We start from the raw sequence: 25,270 nt of genomic DNA on the forward strand, positions 1-25,270 counted from the left end.
TAAACTTCTTTATCATTACTCACAAATACAGTATCTCAAGCAGTATAACTCTTTTATCAGAATCACTCCGGATCATTTAGAAGGTTCTTCCTTACGTACCGCAACAATTTCTTTTTTAATCTCTTTTCTTTTTTCAATCATCACATAAACCATTCCTATCAGAAAGGGCAAAACAAAGCTGCCGAATCGATACAAGAGCAGAGAAGAAACAGCATCTACTGTCCCTACCAAAGGTTTAAACAGCAACAGATAGACAAATTCAAATGAGCCAATTCCAGCAGGTGTTGGAATGACACCAGCCAGAACAATCGCAAAACTAGTATAAGACAATGTCAGCAGCAAGTCGAGGGAAGAATGATGCTCAACCAAAGCTACATAAGGAATAACCAGCCAGATCAGAACTTTTCCCACATTCCACATGAATATACGAATCATTGCAGAGTGGTCTTTGATCACTGTCTGGACGGTATCCCTCAGTGAATAAATCTGGATATTCCATTGATCTACCCAATCCCTAAGCTTAGGTCGTTTGATATGCTTATCCGCCCAAACCGTTAAAAATACTTGCAGTCTGATACTTATTGAAAGAGCTAAAACAACAACAACAATCAAAAAGCTGAAAATTAAACTAGCTAAAATAAATGGAATCATCATGGGGGCAGTCGAATAAAGAAGCGGAAACTGAAAAATAAGACCTAAGACAGCTAAAAAGATTACAGCCAGCTTATACATAATCATATGCAGAGCTGTAATACCAATAGCCTGAGAGGTTGCCAGAGCCTTTTTCCGGTAATAAAGCACTTCTGAAACAAGCGTTCCTGTACCAAAAGAAACAATCCGATAAAAAGCAACATAACAGGAAGCAAAGAAGCCGTCCTTTGTTGTGAAATCAGGTTGAAAGCTGTAGACAATTTCTTTAATCGATCGACCTTCTACAATTTGATAGAACACCCCCAGCCCAACAACAGCCAGTAGGGTAAAAACACTTGTTTTCAGCAGTTGTGCAAAAATACTGCTTAATGAATTATCTATTACATAAAAAACGATTCCAATCATAACCAGCATCAAAATCACATTAAAAATGATTTTCAGCACAGGTTTATTCTTCATGACTTCCTCCTCTAAGAAAAATAGCTAAAATACAGATAAAGAATGCCGCAGAAAACGAAGCTTCCCAATATGAAAGCAGCATAAAATTTTAATTTTCTTGATTTATGACGAAAGATCTGCTGCCCGATTAATCCCGCCGGCCCACCGCCAATGATTCCGGCTGTGAGTATTCTGTGTTCTGGAATTCGCCAGCCGCCTTTTTTGGCCTGACTCTTGTCGTAATACATAATAAAGAAAACATAGAGATTAATAATTATCAAATAAATCCATAAAAAAACATTTACTGACAGTAACATACACTTGCCTCACTTTCATACAAAATAGTTGGTTTACAGCTGCTTATTTAAATTTGCGACCCAGTCAGGTACTCAATATCTGGAAGCTCATTCACTTTTCTCACTATAATTTTTGACAGATAAGACATCAGTTTAAGTATATTAACTCTTGGCAAAATAATTAAGTGGAACACCTTATGTCCTCGGCGCTTGAAGAAATGATTGGGGTGACAAGCATTCATCAGCGGGCTTGGCAGCAGTAAAGTTTCGACAGCCTCCAACAGAGTTTTTCATTAAAGGGACGGTGACATTAGTATCAGTATAGCTAAGTCCCCAAAAACTAAATAAACGGTGTTCCACGCAGGAGCACGCTCTTACATGACCCCTCAGATATGCGACGAGCATTCGAAGAAGCGTAGGAGCACGTTCTTACATGACCCTCAGACATGCGACGAGCATTCGAAGAAGCGTAGGAGCACGCTCTTACATGACCCCTCAGATATGCGACGAGCATTCGAAGAAGCGTAGGAGCACGCTCTTGCATGACCCTCAGACATGCGACGAGCATTCGAAGAAGCGTAGGAGCACGCTTTGTCACAGCATCATTTTCTCCTGCCATTTTAGTTCGCCGTCAATTTTTATATCAAGCTAAATCAACAGCTGCCTGATCAGCAACATCCGGTCCAATCTGCTGCAGATAGCAAGTCACTGCACCCTTATCTTTTTCTTCTGCATACGTCACAAGTTTTTCAGCAAATTCTTTTCCTTGTTCACTTCTGGATATTTCGTTGGTTAAAATCAGCATTTTTTCCATCTCATCATCCCCTCACAAGAAAAAAACAAGACCGGAGCAACGGTTAATCCTGCAGCTCCAGCCTTATAAAACAAAAGATTCTCAACCGCTTTTACTTATTGATTTTGGCATTCAGCTCAGCAATTTTTACAATTACATCTGTTGCCTTTTCCATTGCCTGAAGTGAAACATATTCAAAACGTCCATGCATGTTTTCTCCGCCGGCAAAAATATTTGGGGTCGGTATTCCCATAAAAGAAATTTTTGAGCCGTCTGTTCCACCACGAATCGGTTCAATGACTGGTTTTATATCCAGTTCAATCATCGCCTGTTTTGCCACTTCAATAATACTCATGTCTTTTTCAATAATTTCGCCCATATTGTAGTATTGATCAAACAAGTTCATCACAACACGTTCCTGATCAAACTGACTGTTTAATTTAGCCTGAATCTCCGTAATCATCTCTTTACGAGCTTCAAATTTCTCGCGGTCATGGTCACGGATGATGTAAATCATCTGTGCTTCTTCCGGAGTTCCTGACAATTGATGGAGATGGAAAAAGCCTTCTCTGCCCTCTGTCTTTTCAGGTACTTCCTCTGCAGGCAATTCATTATGAAAATCAATAGCCAGCTGTAACGCATTAATCATGGTGTCTTTTGCAGTTCCAGGATGAACATTTTTTCCAAGAAGCGTAATTTCTGCCTGTGCTCCATTAAAGGTTTCAAACTGCAGTTCCCCGACAGGTCCACCATCCACTGTATACGCAAAATCAACATTAAACTGGTCAACATCAAATTTATTTGCACCTATCCCGATTTCTTCATCGGGGCCGAATGCCACCCGAATCGTTCCATGTTCAATTGATGGATTCTTAATTAAGATTTCCATAGCAGTCATTATTTCAGCAATCCCGGATTTATCGTCAGCACCTAACAAAGTTGTCCCATCTGTCGTAATAAGTGTCTGTCCGGCATAATTTTTTAAGTTCGGAAAATCATTCGTATTTAGCGTGTATTTCCCTTCAGCATCTAATTTAATGGCCGATTTTCCATCATAATTTTCAACAATCTGAGGATTTACATTTTCTGCATTAAAATCAGCAGTATCCATATGTGCAATAAAACCAATTGTACGCACGTCTTTGTCTGTATTTCCCGGCAGCGTGGCTATCACAAAACCATTATCCTCATTATAAAAAACCTCTGACATTCCCAGTTCTTCCAGTTCCTTTTTCAGTGTGCGGGCAAAAGCAACCTGAGTCTCTGTTGAAGGGGTCGTTTTACTCAGCGGATTTGACCGTGTTTCAGTCTTTACATAGCGTAAAAAACGAGGTAATAAATTTTCGTACATTCTCATTACTCCTATCTAAGTTTAAATGGATTTGTATTTACTTCTGATTGAATAAATGTTACTTCCCAAGTATAGTCTTTTTTCCACTGATTGAACAGTTTGACCAACTCAGGCATACACAATTCTTCGATGTGGTGCCCCGGATCAATAACTGTGAGTCCTTCTTCTTCCATGTCATGAGCAGTATGATAATAGACATCTCCTGTGATGTAAACATCAGCGCCCTTATTTAAGGCCTCCCGGTAAAACTTTTCTCCGCTGCCGCCGCAGATCGCCACTTTTTTGATCTTCTTCTCCTCGTCCTTTGTAATCAGCCGAAGTCCTTCCACACCAAACTTATTTTTCACCAATTTTATAAATTCTGTCAGAGTCACTGCTTCATTCAGTTCTCCAATCCGCCCTAGTCCATATTCTTTTTTTAGGTTGCTAATAGTATAAACATCAAACGCTGGTTCTTCATATGGATGAACAGAATACATTGCATTGAGGACAGCTGTTTCCAGTGTTTCAGGAAAAATCACTTCAATTTTGGCTTCCTGAACGCTTTCTTCCTGATTCAGCCGACCGATTGACGGACTTGCTCCTTCAACTGGCGTAAAGCGTCCTGTTCCAATAATTGAATAACTGGTATTACGATAATCCCCCTGAGTACCTGCTCCCGCTTCCCCCAATGCCGCTCTCATTTCTGCTGCCTGCTCCACCGGAACAAAGACTGCCAGCTTTTTATAGGGAACGGTATGTGTTTTTGCCAGGTAGACAGTGGTCTCAATTCCAAGCAATTCGCAAAGCCAGTCGTTCAATCCATTTTCAACAATATCTAGATTCGTATGGGCTGCAAATACTGCAATATCATGCTTTAAAAGATCTGCATACATCTTCGTTTGCGGCTGATCCAAGTCTAATCTTTTAGCCGGTCGAAAAATTGGCGGATGTTTGGCAATAATTAAATCCACTTTTTTTTCAATTGCTTCTACCACGACTTCAGGACGCACATCCAGTGTGACCATCACTGTATTCAGTTCCTTGTTAGTTGTGCCGATATGCAATCCTACGGGGTCTCCTTCTTCGGCCAGCCATTGAGGACAGTAAGCTTCAAATTTTTCGAAAAATTGTTTCCCGGACAAACTCATTCTAAAGAACCTCCTCGATTTTTCTGATTTCTGATTCTATTTTTTTTATTTTTTCCGATTGATCTGCGGCTGACCTTTTTAGCTGTTCAACCACATTCTGCCGCTGTTTCAATTCCCGCTGCCATTTCTTCCGGAAAGCATCTCCTTTTTTAGTGATAAGAACAGGGCCAAACAATAATTCTGCTTCTGTATATTGAACAGTTCTCACTTCTCGTTTTGCACAGATAATCTCATAAATTTTTTGATTTTCTTCAAGGATAGCCTCTTCCAAAATGGTATATCCGCGCTGCTGCAGCCAGACGCGCAGTTCTCTTTCTCCAATGTTAGGTTGAAGAATCAGCAATTCACTGCCATTTATCCGTTTTGCGTTCCATCCCCGCTCCAGAATATCTCTGATGAGTACTCCGCCCATTCCACAAATTGAAACAGCATCAATTTTATCCTGCTCCTCAACCGCGTCCAAGCCATCAGCAAGACGGACCACTATTTTGTTCTCAAGCCCGCTTTTCCGAACTTGCTTTACAGCTGATGCATACGGTCCTCTGACCACTTCACCTGCTACAGCAAATTTTATTTTCCCCTGAAGCATCAGTGAAACAGGCAGATAGGCATGATCTGAACCGATATCAGCCAAGCGACTTCCAGTAGGAACAAAGGCTCCTACTTGGTTCAAACGTTTTGATAATTGATTTTCATTCATCTCTCAATTCCTCCATTAAACATTATAACATAAGAGAATTATTCTAAAAAATTTCAGCAGCAGGAAAATAACTTATTTGGTTTATTCCGTTGCTTGATTTTCACTCCTGTTCCATTCAGGGAAAATAACAAGATACGCAGCAGAGAAAGGCGAACAGTCAGCTCTATTTTTCTATGTTTTCCAGAGTGAAACCGTTACACCTTTGTCCTCTCCTTTTTGAGTAAAGCCATTTCCATCTCGAAGCTGGGTTAAAAAAAGCAGTCATTGAAAAGCAAACTGCTGTTCAATGACCACTCCCGAAATTCTATTTGTCAGACCTGTTTTATACGAAAGCTTATCAATGGCTTTCATTATTCAGATTGAACGAATAGTATGAGCTCATGAATGTTTGACAAAGGTCCGAACGCTCTTCGTCGTTCAGTTTTAATCAACTCTTTTTCTAATTCCTATTTTTCCAACCAGCTTTTCACTTCAGCCAAGGCTTCTTCAATCCCGGCAGGATTCTTACCGCCCGCTTGAGCCATATCAGGACGACCGCCTCCGCCTCCTCCGACTTTCGGAGCAATTGCTTTGATCAGCTCTCCTGCTTTCAATCCCTTATCATTTGCTGTTTTGGACATTGCCGACAATAAACTCACCTTGTCACCTTGAGCAGTAGCCAAAACTAATACATCTGAAAGTTCCTTCTGCTTCCATTGGTCAGCAAGCTGACGCAGCTGATTCATATCCTTAACAGTCACTTTTGCTGCGATATACGTATAGCCATTCGCTTCTTTCACTTCTTTGAACACATCGCCTGCCTGTTGATTTGCCAGCTTGCCTGCCAACTGTTCATTTTCTTTTTGAAGCTCACGCAGCTGCTGCTGCAGTTGTTCTGTCTTGGAGACAACATCCTTCAATTGTGGTGATTTTACAATTCCGGCAATTGTTTTCAACTGCTGTTCTTCTCCATGCATTAACTCGTAGGCTTCCTTACTCGTAACAGCCTCAATTCTTCTCACTCCAGCACCGATACCTGACTCAGAAACAATTTTAAAGATACCGATATCCTCTGTATTGCTTACATGCGTTCCGCCGCAAAGCTCAATGGAGTAACCGCCGATATTAACCACACGAACTTCTTTTCCATATTTTTCACCAAACAATGCCATTGCACCCATGTTTTTCGCTGTATCAATATCTGTTTCAATTGTTGTAACCGGAATTGCTTCCCAGATTTTTTCATTAACAATGGCTTCCATTTGAATCAGTTCTTCTGGAGTCACTTGTCCAAAATGTGTAAAGTCAAAGCGTAAATGTCCCGGCGCAACCAACGAGCCTGCCTGATTTGCATGATCGCCTAAAATATCCTTCAATGCACGATGCAGCAAGTGTGTTGCTGTATGATTTTTTAAAATGCGGTTGCGTTTATTTGTATCAACCTTCAATTGATACACGACACCTTCACTCAGTTTCCCTGTAATCTCAACTGTATGCAGAAATTGTCCGTTTGGTGCTTTGAGAACCTTCGTTACGTGAGCAACCACTTCGCCGCTTTGATTATTAATCGTACCCTGGTCAGCAACCTGTCCACCCATCTCAGCATAAAATGGTGTTTCAGCAAAAATCAACTGTGCTGTCCCTTCACTCATTTCATCAACAATATTTTCGCCGTCCAAAATAATCAGCAATTCTGAGTTTGCTTCAAGTTCAGTATAACCGACAAAAGTGCTTTTCACTTTAATATCAGTCAACACAGCTGACTGCACACCCATGGACGCTTCTGTATTTCTTGCAGCGCGTGCGCGCTCCCGCTGCATGTCCATTTCTTTCTCAAAACCGGAGTGATCAACTTTCAGTCCTTCATCTTCTGCCACTTCCTCTGTCAGTTCAACTGGGAAGCCATAGGTATCATACAGTTTGAAAATGTCTTTACCGCTCAATGTGTCTTCTTTAGAATCCTTAACAGATGCAATCAGCTCATTAAGAATTTCCAGTCCTTCATTAATCGTTTCATGGAATCGTTCTTCTTCAGTCCGTACTACTTTTTCAATAAAGTCTTTCTGTTGAAGAACTTCCGGATAGTAGCTGACCATAATTTCACCGACAACCGGTACCAATTTGTAAAGGAACGCTTCATTAATCCCTAATTTCTTCCCATGCATCACTGCTCGACGAAGCAAGCGTCTTAAAACATAGCCCCTTCCCTCATTTGATGGAAGGGCACCATCTCCAATAGCAAATGACAAAGCACGAATATGATCGGCAATGACTTTAAACGAAATATCAGTCTGAGGATTTTCTCCATATTTTGCTGAGCTGCTTAATTTTTCAACTGCACGAATAATCGGCATAAATAAATCAGTTTCAAAGTTTGTTGGAGCATCCTGAATAATGGAGACCATTCGTTCCAGTCCCATCCCCGTATCAATATTTTTATGAGGAAGCGGATCGTAAGAGCCGTCTGCCTGATGATTAAACTCAGAAAAGACTAAATTCCAAATTTCCAGATAACGCTCATTTTCTCCTCCCGGATAGTTCTCAGGATCATCTTCGGCAACATCCAAAAATGCTTCGCCGCGGTCATAAAAGATCTCTGAATCCGGACCGCATGGACCTGCACCGATATCCCAGAAGTTATCCTCCACATCCACAATATGGTCTGCTGACAATCCTACTTCCTCTGCCCAAATTCTTTTTGCTTCTGTATCTTTTGGATAGACAGTGACATACAGCTTATCCGGATCAAAACCAATCCAATCAGGAGAAGTTAAAAACTCCCACGCCCAAAGAATCGCTTCTTTTTTAAAATAGTCGCCAATGGAGAAATTGCCCATCATTTCAAACATAGTATGGTGGCGGGCTGTTTTTCCAACATTTTCAATATCATTAGTACGGATTGATTTTTGTGCATTGGTAATTCTCGGATTTTCGGGAACAACCGATCCGTCAAAATATTTTTTTAAGGTTGCTACCCCTGAATTAATCCAAAGTAGTGTGGGGTCATTAACCGGCACAAGTGAAGCACTTGGTTCAATAGAATGACCTTTTGATTTAAAAAAGTCCAAATACATCTGGCGGACTTGACTGCTTGACAACTTTTTCATCTTTCTATTCCTGCTTTCTTAATAAAGTTTTTCTTGTCTAACAAAGAGCTCTGGAAAACTTAATCTTACAGATACTATATAAAGCGACAAACAACTGGATCTTTGCTGAAACAGTCTGACAGCTGCTAATGATAGTCTGCATTTTATATGCTGGAGGTACTCCCCCTTATCTGAGCACACAAAAACACCATTGCAGTCAAGGACGAAATCTTCGCGGTACCACCTTGATTGCAATGATGCTGATCATTACCTCTTAAGCTCTGTAACGCAGAGTGGCGCCGATATTTCTACCGGTGTAACTAAAGAGAGCCGATTTAATCATATGTTGTTCTTTTCTCAGCTGTAAAGAACTTTCTGTAAACATAGAGAACTAAAAAGATATTCTTTAGATTTCTTCTCAAAGTATAAGGAAAATCACCTTAAAAGTCAACTACCAGTCTTGAGTAAGACAGGAAATTGTTCAAGCTCGCCTTAAAATTGTTCTATTGATAATCAACCAGTATAGCTTTCCTGTACAAATACATATCCGGGCTTAAAATCTGTTCCGCAGAAATGATATGTTCAGACTGATAATACGTGGATAATGGCAGCATATTTTCAATCAGTGATTGCTTTGGCCGCTGCCGCTCCAATTTTACAGAGCTGCTCTCTCGAGTCAGCTCATATCTGTTCATATGACTGTCAACAATCAATCCAAACATATTGGGCCCGTTAATTTTCTCCAGAATATGCTGTCCAGATGAATTAGGATAGATTTTCAATTCATTTCCCCACCGAAACAAGCGTCTTGTTCCCGCACCCGCCGCGAACTCCCAATGATCTTCTGATAGCATCTCAAAGCCTTTTTGAGCGATTCGTTTCTTTAACCCAGCATGCGTACAATCCTGAGAAGAATAAACAAGATAAGAATCTGTTGTCGGCACAAACTCTAGATAATAGCAGTTCTTTTTATGCAGCGTTTTTGGAAATTCCCAGAATATGCTTTCCTGAGCAGATAAAGGCGGAAATAGCATGGTCTTAATTTCTTCTTCAAACTGTAAAAAGGTACCGACTTCTCCTCTGAACGTTCCAGTCACTGTATCAAGAATACCAAGAATTGATGTGCCGGCAGGCAACGCATACTTCTGAACGAGCATCGGTGCAATTTTTCTTTTTCTAAGTTCACTTGTATGATCATTAATATACAAACTGATTCCTTCCAGAGTCGAAAAATCATAGGAATCTTCCACATTTAACCAATCAGCCGCTTCATCAATTTCTTGCTGGCTCAACATTGCTTTATATGTTTGATTCTCAATTTCAGCAGAATCAACATTTACCAGTTCGTGACTGCGAAGTCCTTCCACTCCAAGATCCCAGCCCAGGATAGCCTCCCGATTTCCCGGTATAAAAACAAATGTTTCGCCATCCAGTTCCAATTCGAAGGTTCGGCATTTTATTCCATAAAGCTCAAAATTTTTCAAACGAATATCTGTAATTTCTATATTTGGATCAACGTAATAAAGAAGAAGCTGTTGAAAGACTGTTTTCTTCACACTGTCAGACAGCTGTTTCCAGTTCACCCAGTCTAATTGTTCCATGAACACTGCTGAGAACCTCCTCGTAATTTTTTAATATTTCTGTTATGATAAGTATACCACTGAATCACATTTTATTTATCATAAAACATGGAGGAAAACTATGAAACTACATTTTGGAAATGAACGTTGGAATCAGGCAGCAGCTTTTGCACTCCGCTATGAGGTATTCGTAAAAGAACAGCACATCTCTGTACAGGAAGAATTTGACAGCCTGGATACACCTGATCGCAAGTACTTCGTATTATACGATGGAAAAGAAGCAGTCGGAACTGTTCGTTATGAAAAAGCAGAAGATGAAATTATTCAGCCCGATCGCTTGTGTGTGGAAGAAAATAACAGAAGAAAAGGCATTGGAACAAAACTAATGAATGCTCTTGAAGAAAAAGCAGTCAAAGACGGCTGCACGACCTCTACTTTATCGGCTGAAATAAGCGTTGTGCCATTTTATGAAAAACTTGGCTATACCAAACAATCAGGCACGTTTTTGGAAGATAATATCCTGTGTGTAAAAATGTCTAAAGAACTACCTGTTGAAGAGTAAAAGCAAAAAATGAATACATAGGGGTATTTTCTAAAAGCATGCGATACAAACGTCTTTTGTACTTACCTTCTAAAAATTCTATAGAAGAATACTGCCAACATAGCTTTTCATCAAGACTTCTTTTTGTCTATGACAACTTGTCCGATGCAGAAAATGTATGAAAAGTAACAGTTATGTTTAATTACTTTTAAACAACCAATAGAAAAAAACTACACCAAAAGTATCCTCTAAATACAATATGGTACTTATACATCTGTTTTGTATAGGCTAAACTGTTTGTTTTATTAGCCATTTTTTGCCCTTCTAATCGTTATTAAATATGGTCTGAACAACTATATTTTAACGATTAGAAGGGCTTTTTGGGATAACCTTTTGTTTCCCACCCGCATAGCAGGTGGATAGTTGCTTTACTCAAAAACACCAATGAAATGAACCCTTTTTTGGGCAAGCATTCCATTGGTGTTTTACTATAAGTTTGGGAAAGAATAAAGTTTCAAACTCTCTTCATATCTAACCCTGAATAAACGGCGGTACAAAAGCAAAAATTCTTTTTGCGACGAGTAACCGCAGGAGCAGCTCCTTTAGAATTAAGCCGAACTATCCTGAAAATAGGAGACGCTCCAGGTCCTTCACCCAGTAGGTAACAGGACGTCATCTATTCTGCTAAAGCAATCCTAGTGAAGCCTGTCAACTCTCGTATGTTTCATACGTAGAAGTTGAGGTGATCGAAGCGCAGCGTAGTGTATCAATTCTCAGCTATTTATTTTATGACTAGTGTTCCTTGACTAGTTTCGGATATTCCTTCTTGATTCTCGGAGCTGATCGCTTTTGGCCCGACCTCCTTTTTTAGTCATCCTGATTCAGTTTGCGAATCAGCTCGTCAATATGATTTCCGTATTCAACAGACTCATCTTTTTCAAAAATCAGCTCAGGCGTCTTGTATAAGCTCAGACGTTGCCCTAATTCCTTGCGAATCAACCCTTTTGCTTTATCCAATCCTTCCTGTGCCTTTGTCTGATCAGATGCCAGGCCAGACAGCAGGCTGTAATAAATCGTTGCCTGCTGCAAATCTCCTGTCACACGAACATCAGTAATCGTAATCCCCTGAACTCTGGGGTCTCTGACACGTTTTCTCAGGATATCATTGATTTCTCTTAATATTTCCTGTCCGACACGTCGGTCACGATAATTTGCCATGTTCTTTCTTCTCCCTTCATTCTGGAGCAGAATAGACTAGTTTCGTTTAATTTCTTCCATAACGAAGCCTTCAATCACATCGTCAACCTTTAAATCATTAAAGTTTTCGACCATTGCTCCACATTCAAATCCTAATTTTACTTCTTTTGCATCATCTTTAAAACGTTTCAGACTCGCAAGCTTGCCTTCGAAAATTACAATACCGTCACGAATAACATGAACTCCGCTGTCTCTGCGAATTGAGCCGTCTGTCACATAACAACCGGCAATTGTTCCAACTTTAGAAACTTTATACAATTCACGAACAACCATCTGTCCTGTAATTTTTTCTTCAAATTCAGGATCAAGCAATCCTTTCATAGCAGTTTCAATTTCATCAATTGCATTATAAATAATTCGATGAAGACGAATATCCACTTCTTCTTGCTCAGCCTGTTGTTTAGCCTGAGGTGTAGGACGTACATTGAACCCAATAATGATGGCATTACTTGCCGCAGCAAGTGTCACATCACTTTCATTAATTGCTCCTACTGCTGAATGGACGATTTTTACCCGCACACCTTCAACATCAATCTTTTGAAGACTGGCAGAAAGAGCTTCCGCTGATCCCTGTACATCAGCTTTGATAATAACATTAACTTCTTTCAGCTCGCCCTCTTTCAGACTTTCAAACAAGTTATCCAGAGTTACACGGCTGTTTGCTGAACGTTGTTCATGCAAGGCCCGCTTCGCTCTTTCTTCCCCTGCCTGACGAGCTGTTTTTTCATCTTCAAGTACGGCAAAACGATCTCCTGCCTGAGGTACATCATTCAATCCGGTAATTTCTACAGGTGTTGCCGGACCAGCAGTTTTGTCACGACGTCCGATATCATTTGTCATCACACGGACACGTCCATAAGTATTGCCGACAACAATCGGATCTCCGACTTTCAGTGTTCCCTGCTGTACCAGTAATGTAGCAACAGAGCCTTTTCCTTTATCCAGACGTGCTTCGATAACCGTTCCAATAGCATGCTGTGTCGGATCAGCTTTCAGATCTTCTACTTCAGCAATCAGTAAAATATTTTCTAATAACTCATCAATATTTTGATTGAACTTTGCCGAGATATTAACAAAAATCGTATCTCCGCCCCATTCTTCAGGAATCAGTTCATACTCAGACAATGCCTGTTTCACATGATCCGGATTAGCACCAGGTTTATCAATTTTGTTCACAGCAACAATGATCGGAACCTTCGCTGCTTTTGCATGGTTGATAGCTTCAACAGTCTGAGGCATCACACCATCATCTGCAGCAACCACTAAAATAGTGATATCTGTGATACTTGCTCCACGAGCACGCATACTGGTGAAGGCCGAGTGTCCTGGTGTATCAAGGAACGTAATTGGCTTCCCTTCAATTTCAATCTGATAAGCCCCAATATGCTGAGTAATTCCGCCAGCTTCGCCTGATGTCACTCGAGAATGACGCAGGGTATCCAATAAAGTTGTTTTCCCGTGGTCAACGTGACCCATGATTGTAACAACAGGAGGACGGCTTACCAAATTCTCTTCTGAAACAGCATCAGGTTCAAAGAATTTATCGATATCTGCAATATCAATTTGTACTTTTTCCTGAGGCTCAATCCCGTAATCTACTGCCAGCAGTTCAATCGTCTCTTTGTCCAATGACTGGTTCTGATTAACCATCACACCCATCATAAACAGTTTCTTGATGATTTCTGCCGGCTCACGGTAAATCTTTTTGGCAATATCCGCTACGTTCATACCCTCTGTATATTCAAGAATTTCAGGAAGCTCCTTGAATTTTCTAGCCGGTACCGGCGGCTTGGTAGACTCCTGGTACTTGCCTTTTTTCCCTTTTTTATTAAATCTGTTACGATTTTGGTTGTTAAAGTTATTACGGTTGTTTCTGTTTTGACCTCCACCGAATGAATTGCTTCTATTCTGGTTATTAGTGTTGCTGCGGTTTTGATTTTGACTGCTTTGTCCTGCTGCAGATCTGGTTTGACCTTGCTGACCCTGAGTCGGGCGTTGTTGCCCCTGCTGTTGTCCTTGCGGACGATTGTTTTGGTTGGAACGCTGTTGATTATTCTGACCTTGTTGTCCCTGTGGACGGTTGTTTTGATTTGGTCGTTGTTGATTTCCCTGACCCTGCTGTCCCTGCGGACGGTTGTTTTGATTTGGTCGTTGTTGATTTCCCTGACCCTGTTGTCCCTGTGGACGGTTGTTTTGATTTGGTCGTTGTTGATTTCCCTGACCCTGTTGTCCCTGCGGACGATTATTTTGATTTGGTCGTTGTTGATTTCCCTGACCCTGTTGTCCCTGCGGACGATTATTTTGATTTGGTCGTTGTTGGTTTCCCTGACCCTGCTGTCCCTGCGGACGATTGTTTTGATTTGGTCGTTGTTGGTTTCCCTGACCCTGCTGTCCCTGTGGACGATTGTTTTGATTCAAGCGCTGTTGATTCCCCTGACCTTGTTGTCCCTGTGGACGATTGTTTTGATTTGGTTGCTGCTGTTTGCTCTGATTCTGTTGAACTGCCGGCTTTGCAGTTTGCTGAGCTGCAGGTGCCGCCTTTTTTGTAAACGCAGAGCGCAGCTTTGTTTCATCAGACGGGTTGATCGCTCCCATATGATTCTTTACATCTATACCCAACTCATGCGCTTTATTTACAACATCTTTACTTGGTTGATCTATTTCTTTTGCTAATTCATATATTCTCTTTTTTCCCATGCAATCACCTTCCTAGCATTTCGTTAATTCCTTGAATTTCTTAGCAAATCCTTGATCGTTTACGCCAACAATCATTCGCTGTCTGCCAATCGCATGACTAATTTCTATCTGAAGTAATTCGTCATTCCAGGGAATTTCGTAATAAGAACATTTGTCCTTAATTTTTTTGCGTGTATTGTCGCTTGCATCTGCAGCAATAAACACAAATTCTGTTTTATTTTTTTGGATATCTTTCACTGTCATTTCTTCACCAGTGATCAATCTCCCTGCCCGCATCGCCAGTCCAAGTAAATTCAATGTCTTCTCTTTATTCATTGCCAAACAGCTCATTACGTGCTTTTTGATGTTCGACATAAGCCAGCAGTTCCTGATAAAAATCATCAGTCAGTGTTGTTTCCAACACTCGGTCCAGTATCCGGTTTTCCCACGCTCTTTTTATTTCTTCCGGTTCAAGTGCGACATAAGCACCTCTTCCCGGTTTCTTTCCAGAAGGATCAAGAGAAACCTCTCCTTCTTTTGAACGTGTAATACGAACCAGTTCTTTCTTAGGTTTCATCTCTCCGGACACAACAGATTTACGCATTGGAATTTTTCTTTTTTTCATAATATAGTTCCCTCCAAAAACGCTATTTTTCTTCTGCCTGTTCGTTGTCAAATTCTATATTTTCATATTCATCTGAGGTCAAATCAGCTTCCATCACTTCTTGATCTTCTTCATAGCTGTCTTCAAAATTTTCGTTATACTCTTCATCATATACTTCTTCGGAATATTCTTCTCCATCAGCATTTTCTGCCTGTTGAGCATAGAAATCTTCCATCTCTGATTCTGGCTTAATATCAATTTTGAAGTTTGTCAATTTTGCTGCCAAACGTGCATTTTGCCCGCGTTTTCCGATTGCCAGAGACAGTTGGAAATCAGGAACCACAACGGTGCAGGCTTTTGGATTTTCAGCAGCAAAAATTACATCAACTACTTGAGCCGGGTTTAGCGCATTGCTGATAAATACTGCCGGATCTTCATCCCACTCAACAATATCCATGTTCTCGCCTTTCAGCTCGTTAACAATTGCCTGAACACGTTGTCCTTTAGGACCGACACATGTCCCTACCGGATCAACATTCTGATCGTTTGAGCGTACAGCTACCTTTGAACGATCACCCGCTTCTCTTGCAATATTAACAATTTCTACAATACCATCATAAACTTCAGGAATTTCCTGTTCAAACAAACGTCGCAACAAATCCGGATGGCTGCGGCTTACAAACACCTGAGGACCCTTTGACGTATTTTCAACACGGGAAACGTAGACTTTGATTCGGTCATGAGGCTGATAAAATTCATTTGGCATCTGATCTTGTTTGGATAAAACTGCTTCAATCTTGCCTAAATTCACGTAGATATACCGTCGATCCTGTCGTTCAACGATTCCCTGCATGATATCATTTTCGTAAGCGCTGAACTCATTGTAAATAATTGTTCTTTCCGCTTCACGGACACGCTGCAAAATAACCTGCTTCGCTGTTTGAGCTGCGATTCTTCCGAAATCTTTAGGGGTTACTTCAAAACGAATTTTATCACCAACCTCATAAGCTTTGTTTATCGCCATTGCATCTTTTAAAGATACTTCCAATTGTGAATCAAATACCTCGTCAGTCACTTCTTTGACAGCATATACGTGGATATTGCCTTTCTTTTCATCGAACTCCACTTCAACATTATTGGCCTGTCCATAATGTCTTTTATATGCGGAAACCAGCGCTGCCACCAACGCTTCAATTACCGTTTCCTTTTTTATTCCTTTTTCAGCTTCTAATGCATCCAAAGCATTTAACATTTCTTTGCTCATTTTTTATTATTTCCTCCCATATTTAGTCAAAGCTGAACGCATCTGCTTCCATCAATAAAACAGACCGTTAGAAGTTAATACTTAAAACTGAATTGCTAAGCGAGCCTTTGCAATATTTTTTCGATCGATGACCAGTTCCTTTGTTCTTGTTTTCACTTTGACAGTCAGCATTACTGTATCCTTATCAAATTTTTCCATTGTTCCTTCAAACTGCTTTTCACCTTCTATAGCTTGATACAAAGAAACATGGATATATTCTCCGACAGCATTTTCATAATCCTGTTCCTTTTTCAATGGACGTTCAGCCCCGGGAGAAGATACCTCTAGAAAGTAAGCCTGAGGAATTGGATCAGGTTCCACCGCATCAAGCCGTTCACTTAGTTTTTCACTGACAAATGCGCATTCCTCAATATCTATGCCGCCTGTTTTATCAATAAATACACGTAAAAACCAGTTTTTACCTTCCTTGACAAACTCTATATCTACAAGTTCAAAATTCTGCTCTTTTAAGATCGGTGTGACTAACTCGGTAACAGTTTCCACGACACTACTCAAAATTTTCGCCTCCTTCGAGATTGATGTAACGTACCATTGGCAATACAAGGCTCATGATCAATGCCATTAAAAAGAGTGAGCAGAAATCCGCTCACTCCCAATTAGTATCATTACTTGTATATAAGTTTAACATATTCTCCTACAGGAATCAAATAGACTGTATGACTCTTTGCTTAAGCAGAGCCGTTTCCAGAAAAATACCTGATCTTTCACAGAATGATTGTCTTTCTACTTATAAAATCAGCTATCTTTATGTTGTTTTTAATGATCAATTGTAATATGCTGTGCTGACCGAATTAAACCTAAGTTATGCTTCTAACCCAAGAAATACGGAGCATATCCAGCAGTATTACATACGAAACTGCTGGATATACGACGAGCATTTACCAAAAACGCAGGGACAAATTATACAAAAGATCATTAAAATTTAAGAAATCCTTTTTTTTGCAACATCTTTCAATTTCAATGATTGCTTCTTCAGAAAGTACATTTATTTTAAGGTACCAGAAATTATGATCATATATTTGGGAAACCAATAGATTAATATGCTCTATTATAGTATTGCTCTCTTTTCCCAGATTAACCAGATGATAATAAGAAATTTCATTTGTTTCTATCTTCTTTGCTCTATTCATGATCAGAGTCGTTTTCCCAATTAAATATTTTACTTTTAATCTTACCGGATTGCTCTGCAAATTCCAACGTCACGTTTAAAGATAAAGATTCTAATTTACGAAGAAAAAAGCTGCGTACTGAGTAAAGATCTGCAGAACCAATTCCAGTAGTTTATCATAGAAACAATCGCAAGTAACCCGCAGCTGCTTCAAATCCCCAAAAAATGCGATCCTCTTTAAAAAATCAGCTTTCCTAATAATTTGATCAGTCTGTCCCAAATAAGTATTAAGAAAATAGTTCTCTGTTTTAGCAACATAGTTGAGCCTTTCTTTTTTGGGTTAATTATCTTACTATAGAGAAAATAGAGAAAGGACAGAGAAAATGAAACAAAATCAAGTAATCAAAGTATCGAACGAAACGCTTAAAAAAATGGCTGCGGCCTACGAAAAAAATAAACTAAGTAAATCTGTTCCCTATACCCTTTTCACAGCTAAAACCGGAACAACGACTATCACTGCTTATAATTCCGGTAAAGTGATGTTCCAAGGAACCGGTGCAGAAAAAGAAGCCCAAAAATGGGGAAATCCTGCGACCTCTGCAAAAACAGCTAACCCTTCCAAATCCCAGCAGCTGCCTCCGGGATTTGATCAGCTGTCTGTCATCGGCAGTGACGAGGTAGGAAACGGCAGCTACTTTGGCCCCGTCACAGTCTGTGCAGCCTATGTTGAAAAGAATATGATTTCAAAATTAAAAGCATTGGGCGTCCGCGACTCAAAAGAACTGACAGATGACCAAATCATTAAGCTCTCACATCTGGTGAAGGAATTGATTCCCTATCGTCTGCTTATTTTAGAGCCAAAAAAATACAATGAGATTCAACCAAAATACAATGCCGTACATATGAAAGTTGCACTGCATAATCAAGCAATTTATTTACTGCTGAAGGATTTGGTACCTGTTAAACCGGAAGGCATTCTGATTGATCAATTCACCCCGGAAGGCAACTATCGGAAATATGTCCGCAGCGAAAAAAATCAGGTAACAGAAAAACTCTATTTTATTACTAAAGGAGAACAGTATCACATTGCAGTTGCTGCAGCATCAATCATCTGTCGAGCGGCCTTTCTAGAAGAGCTGCAGAAGGAATCTAATGAATTGGGATATACAGTACCGTCTGGTGCAGGTGCAAAATCGGATCAGGTTGCCGCCCGAGTTTTAAAACAAGGAGGCATGGACCTATTGTCCAACTATGTTAAACTGCATTTTGCCAATACAGGAAAAGCCCAGAAAATTGCAGAGAAATAATAGAACAACCTCTTTTACAGAAGAACCAGACTAAAATACCTCTTATTATGCTGCATGTTCGCTTTTACTGACAGAGCCAAGCAGCAATTGATCTAAAGAAATTAAGGAGAGATGTATATGATTATTAGGGAAGCAATACTTTCTGATGCCGAAGCTTTACATGCAATTAACCAGGACTCCCTTGGCTATGACTACCCGCTGATTAAAACAAAGGAGCAGCTGGAAGATCTTCTTAATTTGACTGATAATAAACTATTCATCTGCACTATTGATGATCAAGTATGCGGTTATATTCATGCAGCGGTCTATCTAACCATTTATGCACCAAAGATGATTAATATACTGGCATTGTCTGTTGATACAGCATTTCAGGGAAAAGGCTGCGGAAAAGAATTAATGCAGTCCGTTGAAAAATGGGCAGCAGCAACAGGAGCAGGCGGAATACGTCTGAACTCCGGTGAAGAAAGAAAAGCAGAGGTTGTGACAGAAGTGTTAACTTTCATAAGGACAAATAAAAATACTAAATAAAATGGACTCGCCCATATCTAAAGAAAGCCCGCAATCACCAAGATTGTGGGCTTTCTCACTGCTGGTTACTTGTGTTCCTTATATTAAGGTAATTTTACTTTAAACTGTTTTTTATCTTAGTTTTTCCACAAACTATATATTTCTGTTCTTTTGCTGAATGCTTCTTGCCCACCTTCCATAATATCTACTATGCTACTCTGGGTTTTCTTATTGTCAACACTACCAGTCTGGATATTTATTTTCTTGTCATCATATGAAACAGTTACAATTTGTTCAGAATCACCTAATACTGGTATATTAGCATTATGTGTAGCAAAGATGAACTGTACATCGGATTTTCTTGTTTTGATTTCTTTTATGATTTCGTTATAGATAACTTGATTATCAAGATCGTCTTCTGGTTGGTCAATCATAATTAAATTATTCTCTTTTTGTGATAAAATGAACAACACTAATGCTGATGCCCTCTGACCAATTGAATGCTTAGCTAATGGTTTGCCATGATAATTTATTTCAATTTGATTTGGGGTAGAAATTTTTATTAATGAATTATAATTTTTTCTAGTTTTCTGCTTAAGTTTATCTAGATGAGTGCTAGGTAAAATTTTGGCAGCTCTTTTAGAATCAAATAGCAATATATCAGCAATTAGTGTGGGGAAATCATTAAATTCCGCAACTAAAGCTTCATATCCGCTAGCTGTTATTCCTGTTCCTTTGAAATGTAATTTTAAATTTTCTAAAAAGAAGTTCTTATTCCCTTTAAATGAAATGTCTAGTTCCAAGGAGCTTTGACTATTATTTATTTTTTCAATTTCTTGCTTATATTCATTCAGCTCTTTAACTAATGATTGGTTTCTTTCATCCAATAATGTTTGGATGTTAGTAATGATTTGAGCTCTTTCTTCTTCCTGACGTGTTTTCTTACCAATTTCATCAAGGATTCTTTCTTCAGTAATTTTTAGTTTAGAGAAATCATCTGGATTTAGATTAGGTATACTAATTTCTCGTTTGATTTCAGCAAACTCTTCTTCTAAAGAGTCGATTGTTTCTTGAATTTTAACTAGAAGCTTATCTATATGTTCGGACGAGCTTTCTATCTCGCTAACAATTTTTTGTAGCTTTGTTTTAGTAGCTGAGACTTTCTCTACTTCTTCGGATAATTCTTTAAATAGCTCTGGAACCTCTAGAGAAGTAATTCCTTTTAAATCGTCTAGCTCGTCAAGATATTCTGAGGCAATACTTTCTTTTAATGTAAGTTTATAATTCTGAGTTAGGTCAAGGACTCTTTTTACTGTTTCTTTATCTTTTTGAAAATTTACTTGTTTTGATAATTTTTTAGACAATCCCTTTTCTTCGAATATCTTAATTTTATGTTTTGTATCTTGAAGGTTTTTTTGAAGTTCAGAAAAACTATTTATTTTGTCCTCCAAATCAATAAAATTTTTGATTTTTTCAGATAGCTTATTTTCTATATCTAATAAACTTTCTTTCGAAGATTTTGTTCTTTTTCCGACTAACTTATCTAATAATTTCAATTCAAATCCGTTATCCATATTCGATAAGTCTTTCTGCCCAAAATATAGCGGAGCATTTAGAACAGAACTTATTTTGGCTCCAACTTCTTGATTATTTCCATCTGTTATATGTGGACTTTCTCCAAGGATGCGTTTTATTTTATAAAGATTTCCAAAATTATCTTGAAGTTCTAAAATAATTTGCCCTCCCGAACCAAGTAAGTTTTCCACTACATCTGTCTTATACTGCTTATCCGCTTCTGAGGGTGGCATGTCCAACGCATAACGAATTGCTTCAATAATACTTGATTTTCCACTTCCTCTAATGCCGATTAAGCTATTTAATTCTGAAGATAAATAAATCTTTTCTCCATCCAACTTCCCACCTAAAAACTCAACAGATTGAATATAGCCATGAACGGTTTTCTTCGCTTCAAGGGATGTTCTATTCTCAAAATCTTTTAGTGCAAGTACGACAGACTCAAAGTTATTATCACCAATCTTAATAAAAGATGGTTTCCCTTTTCCTATCTGTTCTATTGATTTACAGTCAGAACCTTCAACATAAGGAAGCCTGTAACCCATCCATTGTTCAAGTTGAGCTATTTTGTCTCGGGATCTTCCTTTCTGAAAACCAAGAACACGTTCTCGGAATTCACCTTTTGATGATAGGGAGGTGATAAGTCCACCGTCACATTCTTTTAAAAAGCCACTTTTTTGCTCTATATGAGCCATTAAAATGAAATATTCTTTTTCATAAGAATTTAGAGATTTAATTACTTGTGGTAAATCATGATTGCACCTTGTATTTTCATGCTCTCTGTTTTCAATTCCCTTAAAAACTTCGTCCAGAAAATTATTTATGTACTCCTTTTTTCCGCTAACCCAATCATTATCTTTAAAAATTATCAAGCAATGAATACCATTTGCTCCCTCCTTAACGGAAAGTTCTACTCCAGGGAAGATTAGAATATTTTGTTTATTTGCTTTCTTTTTGATAGCCTTATATTCTCCCAAGTCAAACTTATTATGATTTGTAATAACACCTAAACCGATATTTTCAGATTTTAATTTCTCTACATAGTCAGAAACGAATCTATCTTCTTCTCCTGAATAGATAAATTCTTTGTCAGCTTTAGTGTGTAAATGAAAATCTGCTCTAATCCATGCCGTACCTTTGCTAAACATGTCTGTCCTCCTCAATTGTAAAAGTAATAATATCTCACTTAAAGTATACCATCATATTTTAATAATACACGAAATAAAAAAATAATAAGCTTTGATAATTACTGGAAATTGAGTTTAATTCTATTTCTATTGAATAATACTAGTGAAACACTAATAAAAATAAATGCATTGAAGTAGTTGATTTTTTTGGTTATAGAATCCCGAAAAATCAACCATTATAAGCTGTTTCCTTGCCTACTTTCTTAGTCTTCTCAACTGTTAAGCCTTACTATATAGATGTAACAAAAATATTTATTTAGGAGGTTTTCAATATGGAAAAACTAAAGAAGAAACATCAATTCAAGAATTTGGAGAAGCTGGACAAGGTAAAAATAGGATATGCACGAGTTAGTAGTTTAGACGACAGACAAAAATTAGGCTTTGAAGTCCAAAAAGAAGCGTTAAAGAGTTGTAACATTATTTTTAGTGAGAAACAATCTGGAGATAACGACAACCGCCCCGAGTTTCTACGTATGATTTCAGATGTAGAAAATGGACTAGTGGATACGATTATTTGTAAAAGTTTAGCTCGTGCTTTTCGTAATACTGGCGACCAAAACAGACATTTGAGAGAAGTCTTTCCGCAATTCCAGACCCGTTTTATCACACTTGATACCCCTCATGTTGACACCTTTTTAAGTCCTAGCCAAGCCTATTCTATGGAAGTAGAATTTCATGGTATGTTTAACGGCTATTATCCAATTAAGGTTTCTGAAGAAGTTAGTAAAACATTTAAAACGATGATGAAAAAAGGTGAATTCGTGGGTGCATTTGCTCCCTATGGCTATGTTAAGGGAGACACAGAAGAAACAAAGCATAAGTTTTTCATTGACGAAGAGGCGGCCGAAGTTGTGCGAAAGATTTTTCACTGGTATGCCTATGATGGATTAAGTCAAAAAGCAATTACCGAGAAACTCAATTCTTTAGGTATTCTCTGCCCAGCTTCATACAAACGAAGCAAAGGAATGAACTTTGTAGGTAATTTCCCTAATAATGACGGCTTGTGGTACGTAGCGACAGTTAGGAAAATATTGGATAACGAAACCTATATAGGGCATATGATTCAAGGCAAATCAAGAGTGTTAAGTCCACTCTTAAAGAAAAGTGAGTATGTTCCTAAAGATGAATGGGTTATCGTTGAGGATACTCATGAGCCAATTATTTCAAAAATGCTGTTTGAGTCTGTTCAGTTCATACGCCTGAAAAGACATCGTGTTGTTAAGAACAAGTGGACTGTTGATATATTTTCTGGATTTATAAAATGCGCAGATTGCGGAATGGTCATGACTAGAACGAAAAACTACTATATGACGAAACGATATGGAAAGAGAGATATAACCTATTATGTTTGTTCTACCTATTCGGCTAAGTCAAAAAAGGCTTGTTCTGGACACAGAATTAGGAAAGAGCTTGTAGAAGATGCTGTTTTATGTGCTGTTCAAGAGCAGATACGGACTGTAAGTAAGCTTGAAGAGATACTAGACGATAGTCGGAGAGATAAAATTGCTAGCTCCAGTCTTAAGCATTTAGAAAAATCTTTGAGTACTAAACAAAATGAAGTATCCAAACTTGAAGGGATTGCAGATAGTCTCTACATTGATTGGAAAACTGACGTTTTGTCTAAAGATGAGTACATGCGCATGAAGCTATCTTTTGAAGAGAAAATTTCACACTTAAAACAAGTTATTAAAAACATTAAATTAGAGCTTGAAGGACAACAAAAAAGCCGTGATGAAATCACGCCTTATATAGAAGTTTTTCGAGAACATAGAAATGTAACGAAATTGAATCGAGCAATTTTGATTGACCTTGTTGAAGCAATTCATGTCAGAGAAGATAAAGGTATTGAGATTGACTTCAAGTTTGAGGATACCTATCAAAAAATTGTTGATTCAATTCAAAAATAATGAATGATAACGGGAGTTTCTACTCCTGTTATTATCTTGTCTTTATTGTTATTAACCGAAGTGTTCTGCCTCAAGAAATAAGGCGGAATATACGAAAATAGCTACTCATATTTTCAGTATAGTTCGCCTTATTTCCGAAGAGGCAACTTCTGGAACACCGTTTATTCGGCTTTAGCGGAGTCAGACATACTTATGTCACAGTCCCATATAGGCTTTGCAAAACGAAAAAATCAGGCAAATTACTATAAAATGATTGGGTAAATTACATTTGTGCTTGTTAGGAAAAATCTAAAAAAATTTACTGCCCTGAAAAAGTCCGTTTTACCTGTTGATCTCAATGAGCTCAGGCGAAACGGACTTTCTATTCCATTACCAAAATAAGTTCAGTTTAGTTCAGGTAACATTACTTTACTACTTTCTAAAATCTTCCAATACTAGTCCAATTATTGAAACCACCCCATTATCGGCAAACTTCACATAGATTCTCTTACCCAGACTTTCATCCTCTTTTGCAGTTTCCAATGTATCGTATAAATAAATTGTTTCATTATATTTACCTGAAAGTTCTGAAAGTTTCATGGAAAAATCATTTTCCGAAATATTATATGCAGATGCTAGCTGAGAGATCAGCTTCTTTTGATCCTTCCCATTGAATTGCTCTGTAGAGGCAATATTCTTTACAACAACAGCTTCTCGTGTTGAAGAAACTGTTTTCTTTCCCTTGTCAAGGGTATATTTTATCTCTACCTGAGCAGAAATCGGGTAATACCCTTCAGAAGTTTTGAAAACTAAATATTCACTGTAATCAACCTCTGCTGCTGAGGATTGACTATAGTATTGCGTGTAGTCCAACGTCTGATTATCCATGGTCAGCTGCTCAGTCAAAATGCCTGTTGCGTTTTTGAAAGCTTCCGTTAACATCAATTGAAGCTTCTCCTTCATTAACTCCTCTGCCTCTTCCTTAGTCATCTCCCCAATATCATAACTTGGAAATGACTTATCTCGATTTTCCGACCAGATTAATAAGTTGTCTTCTGATGACAACTTATTAGCAGATGATCCATCACATGCTGCTAAAAACCCACATCCAAGTAAGAGTACAAGTAACGAATGAATGATTCTTTTATTAAAAAACATAAATTTTCCCCTTTATCTTAATCAGATCAATTGCTTCTATTAGATAGCTGTTGGCAGTGATCAATCGACATAAGAATATACAGCTTAACTAATTCTCTACTGAATTTATTTTAGAAAAATCAAAAAAATTAGTGCT

Annotated in this window: 20 protein-coding genes; 4 read left to right on the forward strand and 16 right to left on the reverse strand. The window is 38.5% G+C overall.

The annotated features are described in order from the left end of the window. Positions 1–72: 72 nt before the first annotated feature. From LI951_RS11050 to LI951_RS11085, 8 genes are all read right to left on the reverse strand, one after another. Positions 73–1,110, reverse strand: a complete 1,038-nt coding sequence (locus tag LI951_RS11050) for a lysylphosphatidylglycerol synthase transmembrane domain-containing protein (RefSeq protein WP_229442203.1) — start codon at positions 1,108–1,110, stop codon at positions 73–75. Between the two features lie 11 nt (positions 1,111–1,121). After that, positions 1,122–1,406 carry a DUF1294 domain-containing protein gene (locus tag LI951_RS11055; RefSeq protein ID WP_202067360.1) on the reverse strand — a complete coding sequence of 95 codons (285 nt, stop codon included), beginning with the start codon at positions 1,404–1,406 and terminating at the stop codon, positions 1,122–1,124. A 622-nt stretch (positions 1,407–2,028) separates the two neighbouring features. Then, on the reverse strand, positions 2,029–2,199 hold the full coding sequence (locus LI951_RS11060) for a hypothetical protein (RefSeq protein WP_202067361.1): 171 nt from the start codon (positions 2,197–2,199) through the stop codon (positions 2,029–2,031). Between the two features lie 91 nt (positions 2,200–2,290). After that, entirely contained in the window at positions 2,291–3,529 is a 1,239-nt protein-coding gene (gene pepT, locus LI951_RS11065) for a peptidase T (RefSeq protein WP_229442205.1), read from the reverse strand. Positions 3,530–3,540: 11 nt separating this feature from the next. Next, on the reverse strand, positions 3,541–4,659 hold the full coding sequence (locus tag LI951_RS11070) for a Nif3-like dinuclear metal center hexameric protein (protein WP_229442206.1): 1,119 nt from the start codon (positions 4,657–4,659) through the stop codon (positions 3,541–3,543). Position 4,660: 1 nt separating this feature from the next. Continuing rightward, positions 4,661–5,359: a tRNA (adenine(22)-N(1))-methyltransferase gene (locus LI951_RS11075; RefSeq protein WP_202067364.1), complete on the reverse strand. Its 699-nt coding sequence runs from the start codon at positions 5,357–5,359 to the stop codon at positions 4,661–4,663. A 446-nt stretch (positions 5,360–5,805) separates the two neighbouring features. Beyond that, complete coding sequence (gene alaS, locus LI951_RS11080) at positions 5,806–8,445, reverse strand: alanine--tRNA ligase (RefSeq protein WP_229442208.1); 2,640 nt, start codon at positions 8,443–8,445, stop codon at positions 5,806–5,808. Positions 8,446–8,927: 482 nt separating this feature from the next. Then, a complete protein-coding gene (locus LI951_RS11085) occupies positions 8,928–10,025 on the reverse strand; it encodes a DUF7278 family profilin-like fold-containing protein (RefSeq protein ID WP_229442257.1) in 1,098 nt (365 codons plus the stop codon). Between the two features lie 100 nt (positions 10,026–10,125). Between LI951_RS11085 and LI951_RS11090 the strand changes: the two genes are divergently transcribed. After that, a complete protein-coding gene (locus tag LI951_RS11090; protein WP_202067366.1) occupies positions 10,126–10,566 on the forward strand; it encodes a GNAT family N-acetyltransferase in 441 nt (146 codons plus the stop codon). A gap of 846 nt (positions 10,567–11,412) precedes the next feature. Here LI951_RS11090 and rbfA read toward each other — a convergent pair. From rbfA to rimP, 6 genes are all read right to left on the reverse strand, one after another. Beyond that, positions 11,413–11,763, reverse strand: a complete 351-nt coding sequence (gene rbfA, locus LI951_RS11095) for a 30S ribosome-binding factor RbfA (protein ID WP_202067367.1) — start codon at positions 11,761–11,763, stop codon at positions 11,413–11,415. Between the two features lie 36 nt (positions 11,764–11,799). Beyond that, positions 11,800–14,499 carry a translation initiation factor IF-2 gene (gene infB / locus LI951_RS11100; RefSeq protein ID WP_229442210.1) on the reverse strand — a complete coding sequence of 900 codons (2,700 nt, stop codon included), beginning with the start codon at positions 14,497–14,499 and terminating at the stop codon, positions 11,800–11,802. A gap of 12 nt (positions 14,500–14,511) precedes the next feature. Beyond that, the gene (locus LI951_RS11105) at positions 14,512–14,814 is read right to left on the reverse strand and encodes a YlxQ-related RNA-binding protein (RefSeq protein ID WP_202067369.1); all 303 of its coding nucleotides are present in this window, start codon (positions 14,812–14,814) and stop codon (positions 14,512–14,514) included. Then, positions 14,807–15,103 carry an RNase P modulator RnpM gene (gene rnpM, locus LI951_RS11110; protein WP_202067370.1) on the reverse strand — a complete coding sequence of 99 codons (297 nt, stop codon included), beginning with the start codon at positions 15,101–15,103 and terminating at the stop codon, positions 14,807–14,809. The genes LI951_RS11105 and rnpM overlap by 8 nt, the downstream gene beginning before the upstream one ends. Before the next feature lie 22 nt (positions 15,104–15,125). Continuing rightward, positions 15,126–16,346 (reverse strand): transcription termination factor NusA, encoded by a 1,221-nt coding sequence (gene nusA, locus LI951_RS11115; RefSeq protein WP_202067371.1) that lies wholly within the window; start codon positions 16,344–16,346, stop codon positions 15,126–15,128. A gap of 81 nt (positions 16,347–16,427) precedes the next feature. Next, positions 16,428–16,901, reverse strand: a complete 474-nt coding sequence (rimP, locus tag LI951_RS11120; protein WP_202067372.1) for a ribosome maturation factor RimP — start codon at positions 16,899–16,901, stop codon at positions 16,428–16,430. 996 nt (positions 16,902–17,897) lie between these two features. Here rimP and rnhC point away from each other — a divergent pair. After that, a complete protein-coding gene (gene rnhC, locus LI951_RS11125; protein WP_229442212.1) occupies positions 17,898–18,821 on the forward strand; it encodes a ribonuclease HIII in 924 nt (307 codons plus the stop codon). A 117-nt stretch (positions 18,822–18,938) separates the two neighbouring features. Continuing rightward, entirely contained in the window at positions 18,939–19,349 is a 411-nt protein-coding gene (locus LI951_RS11130; RefSeq protein ID WP_229442214.1) for a GNAT family N-acetyltransferase, read from the forward strand. Positions 19,350–19,465: 116 nt separating this feature from the next. On the opposite strand, the gene LI951_RS11135 is transcribed toward LI951_RS11130, so the two are convergent. Continuing rightward, the gene (locus tag LI951_RS11135; protein ID WP_229442216.1) at positions 19,466–22,051 is read right to left on the reverse strand and encodes a TrlF family AAA-like ATPase; all 2,586 of its coding nucleotides are present in this window, start codon (positions 22,049–22,051) and stop codon (positions 19,466–19,468) included. Positions 22,052–22,362: 311 nt separating this feature from the next. Here LI951_RS11135 and LI951_RS11140 point away from each other — a divergent pair, with 311 nt between their 5' ends. Further along, complete coding sequence (locus LI951_RS11140; RefSeq protein WP_229442219.1) at positions 22,363–23,997, forward strand: recombinase family protein; 1,635 nt, start codon at positions 22,363–22,365, stop codon at positions 23,995–23,997. Positions 23,998–24,408: 411 nt separating this feature from the next. On the opposite strand, the gene LI951_RS11145 is transcribed toward LI951_RS11140, so the two are convergent. Further along, positions 24,409–25,134 carry a hypothetical protein gene (locus LI951_RS11145; protein WP_229442221.1) on the reverse strand — a complete coding sequence of 242 codons (726 nt, stop codon included), beginning with the start codon at positions 25,132–25,134 and terminating at the stop codon, positions 24,409–24,411. Positions 25,135–25,270 lie beyond the last annotated feature (136 nt).

It is taken from the genome of Enterococcus sp. BWT-B8, assembly GCF_020567625.1.
Classification (GTDB): domain Bacteria; phylum Bacillota; class Bacilli; order Lactobacillales; family Enterococcaceae; genus Enterococcus_L.

Bases quoted from the DNA above. Each gene is read 5' to 3' on its own strand.
- LI951_RS11050 (WP_229442203.1), bottom strand. From the start codon at position 1,110: ATGAAGAATAAACCTGTGCTGAAAATCATTTTTAATGTGATTTTGATG.
- LI951_RS11055 (WP_202067360.1), bottom strand. From the start codon at position 1,406: ATGTTACTGTCAGTAAATGTTTTTTTATGGATTTATTTGATAATTATT.
- LI951_RS11060 (WP_202067361.1), bottom strand. From the start codon at position 2,199: ATGGAAAAAATGCTGATTTTAACCAACGAAATATCCAGAAGTGAACAA.
- pepT (WP_229442205.1), bottom strand. From the start codon at position 3,529: ATGTACGAAAATTTATTACCTCGTTTTTTACGCTATGTAAAGACTGAA.
- LI951_RS11070 (WP_229442206.1), bottom strand. From the start codon at position 4,659: ATGAGTTTGTCCGGGAAACAATTTTTCGAAAAATTTGAAGCTTACTGT.
- LI951_RS11075 (WP_202067364.1), bottom strand. From the start codon at position 5,359: ATGAATGAAAATCAATTATCAAAACGTTTGAACCAAGTAGGAGCCTTT.
- alaS (WP_229442208.1), bottom strand. From the start codon at position 8,445: ATGAAAAAGTTGTCAAGCAGTCAAGTCCGCCAGATGTATTTGGACTTT.
- LI951_RS11085 (WP_229442257.1), bottom strand. From the start codon at position 10,025: ATGGAACAATTAGACTGGGTGAACTGGAAACAGCTGTCTGACAGTGTG.
- LI951_RS11090 (WP_202067366.1), top strand. From the start codon at position 10,126: ATGAAACTACATTTTGGAAATGAACGTTGGAATCAGGCAGCAGCTTTT.
- rbfA (WP_202067367.1), bottom strand. From the start codon at position 11,763: ATGGCAAATTATCGTGACCGACGTGTCGGACAGGAAATATTAAGAGAA.
- infB (WP_229442210.1), bottom strand. From the start codon at position 14,499: ATGGGAAAAAAGAGAATATATGAATTAGCAAAAGAAATAGATCAACCA.
- LI951_RS11105 (WP_202067369.1), bottom strand. From the start codon at position 14,814: ATGAATAAAGAGAAGACATTGAATTTACTTGGACTGGCGATGCGGGCA.
- rnpM (WP_202067370.1), bottom strand. From the start codon at position 15,103: ATGAAAAAAAGAAAAATTCCAATGCGTAAATCTGTTGTGTCCGGAGAG.
- nusA (WP_202067371.1), bottom strand. From the start codon at position 16,346: ATGAGCAAAGAAATGTTAAATGCTTTGGATGCATTAGAAGCTGAAAAA.
- rnhC (WP_229442212.1), top strand. From the start codon at position 17,898: ATGAAACAAAATCAAGTAATCAAAGTATCGAACGAAACGCTTAAAAAA.
- LI951_RS11130 (WP_229442214.1), top strand. From the start codon at position 18,939: ATGATTATTAGGGAAGCAATACTTTCTGATGCCGAAGCTTTACATGCA.
- LI951_RS11135 (WP_229442216.1), bottom strand. From the start codon at position 22,051: ATGTTTAGCAAAGGTACGGCATGGATTAGAGCAGATTTTCATTTACAC.
- LI951_RS11140 (WP_229442219.1), top strand. From the start codon at position 22,363: ATGGAAAAACTAAAGAAGAAACATCAATTCAAGAATTTGGAGAAGCTG.
- LI951_RS11145 (WP_229442221.1), bottom strand. From the start codon at position 25,134: ATGTTTTTTAATAAAAGAATCATTCATTCGTTACTTGTACTCTTACTT.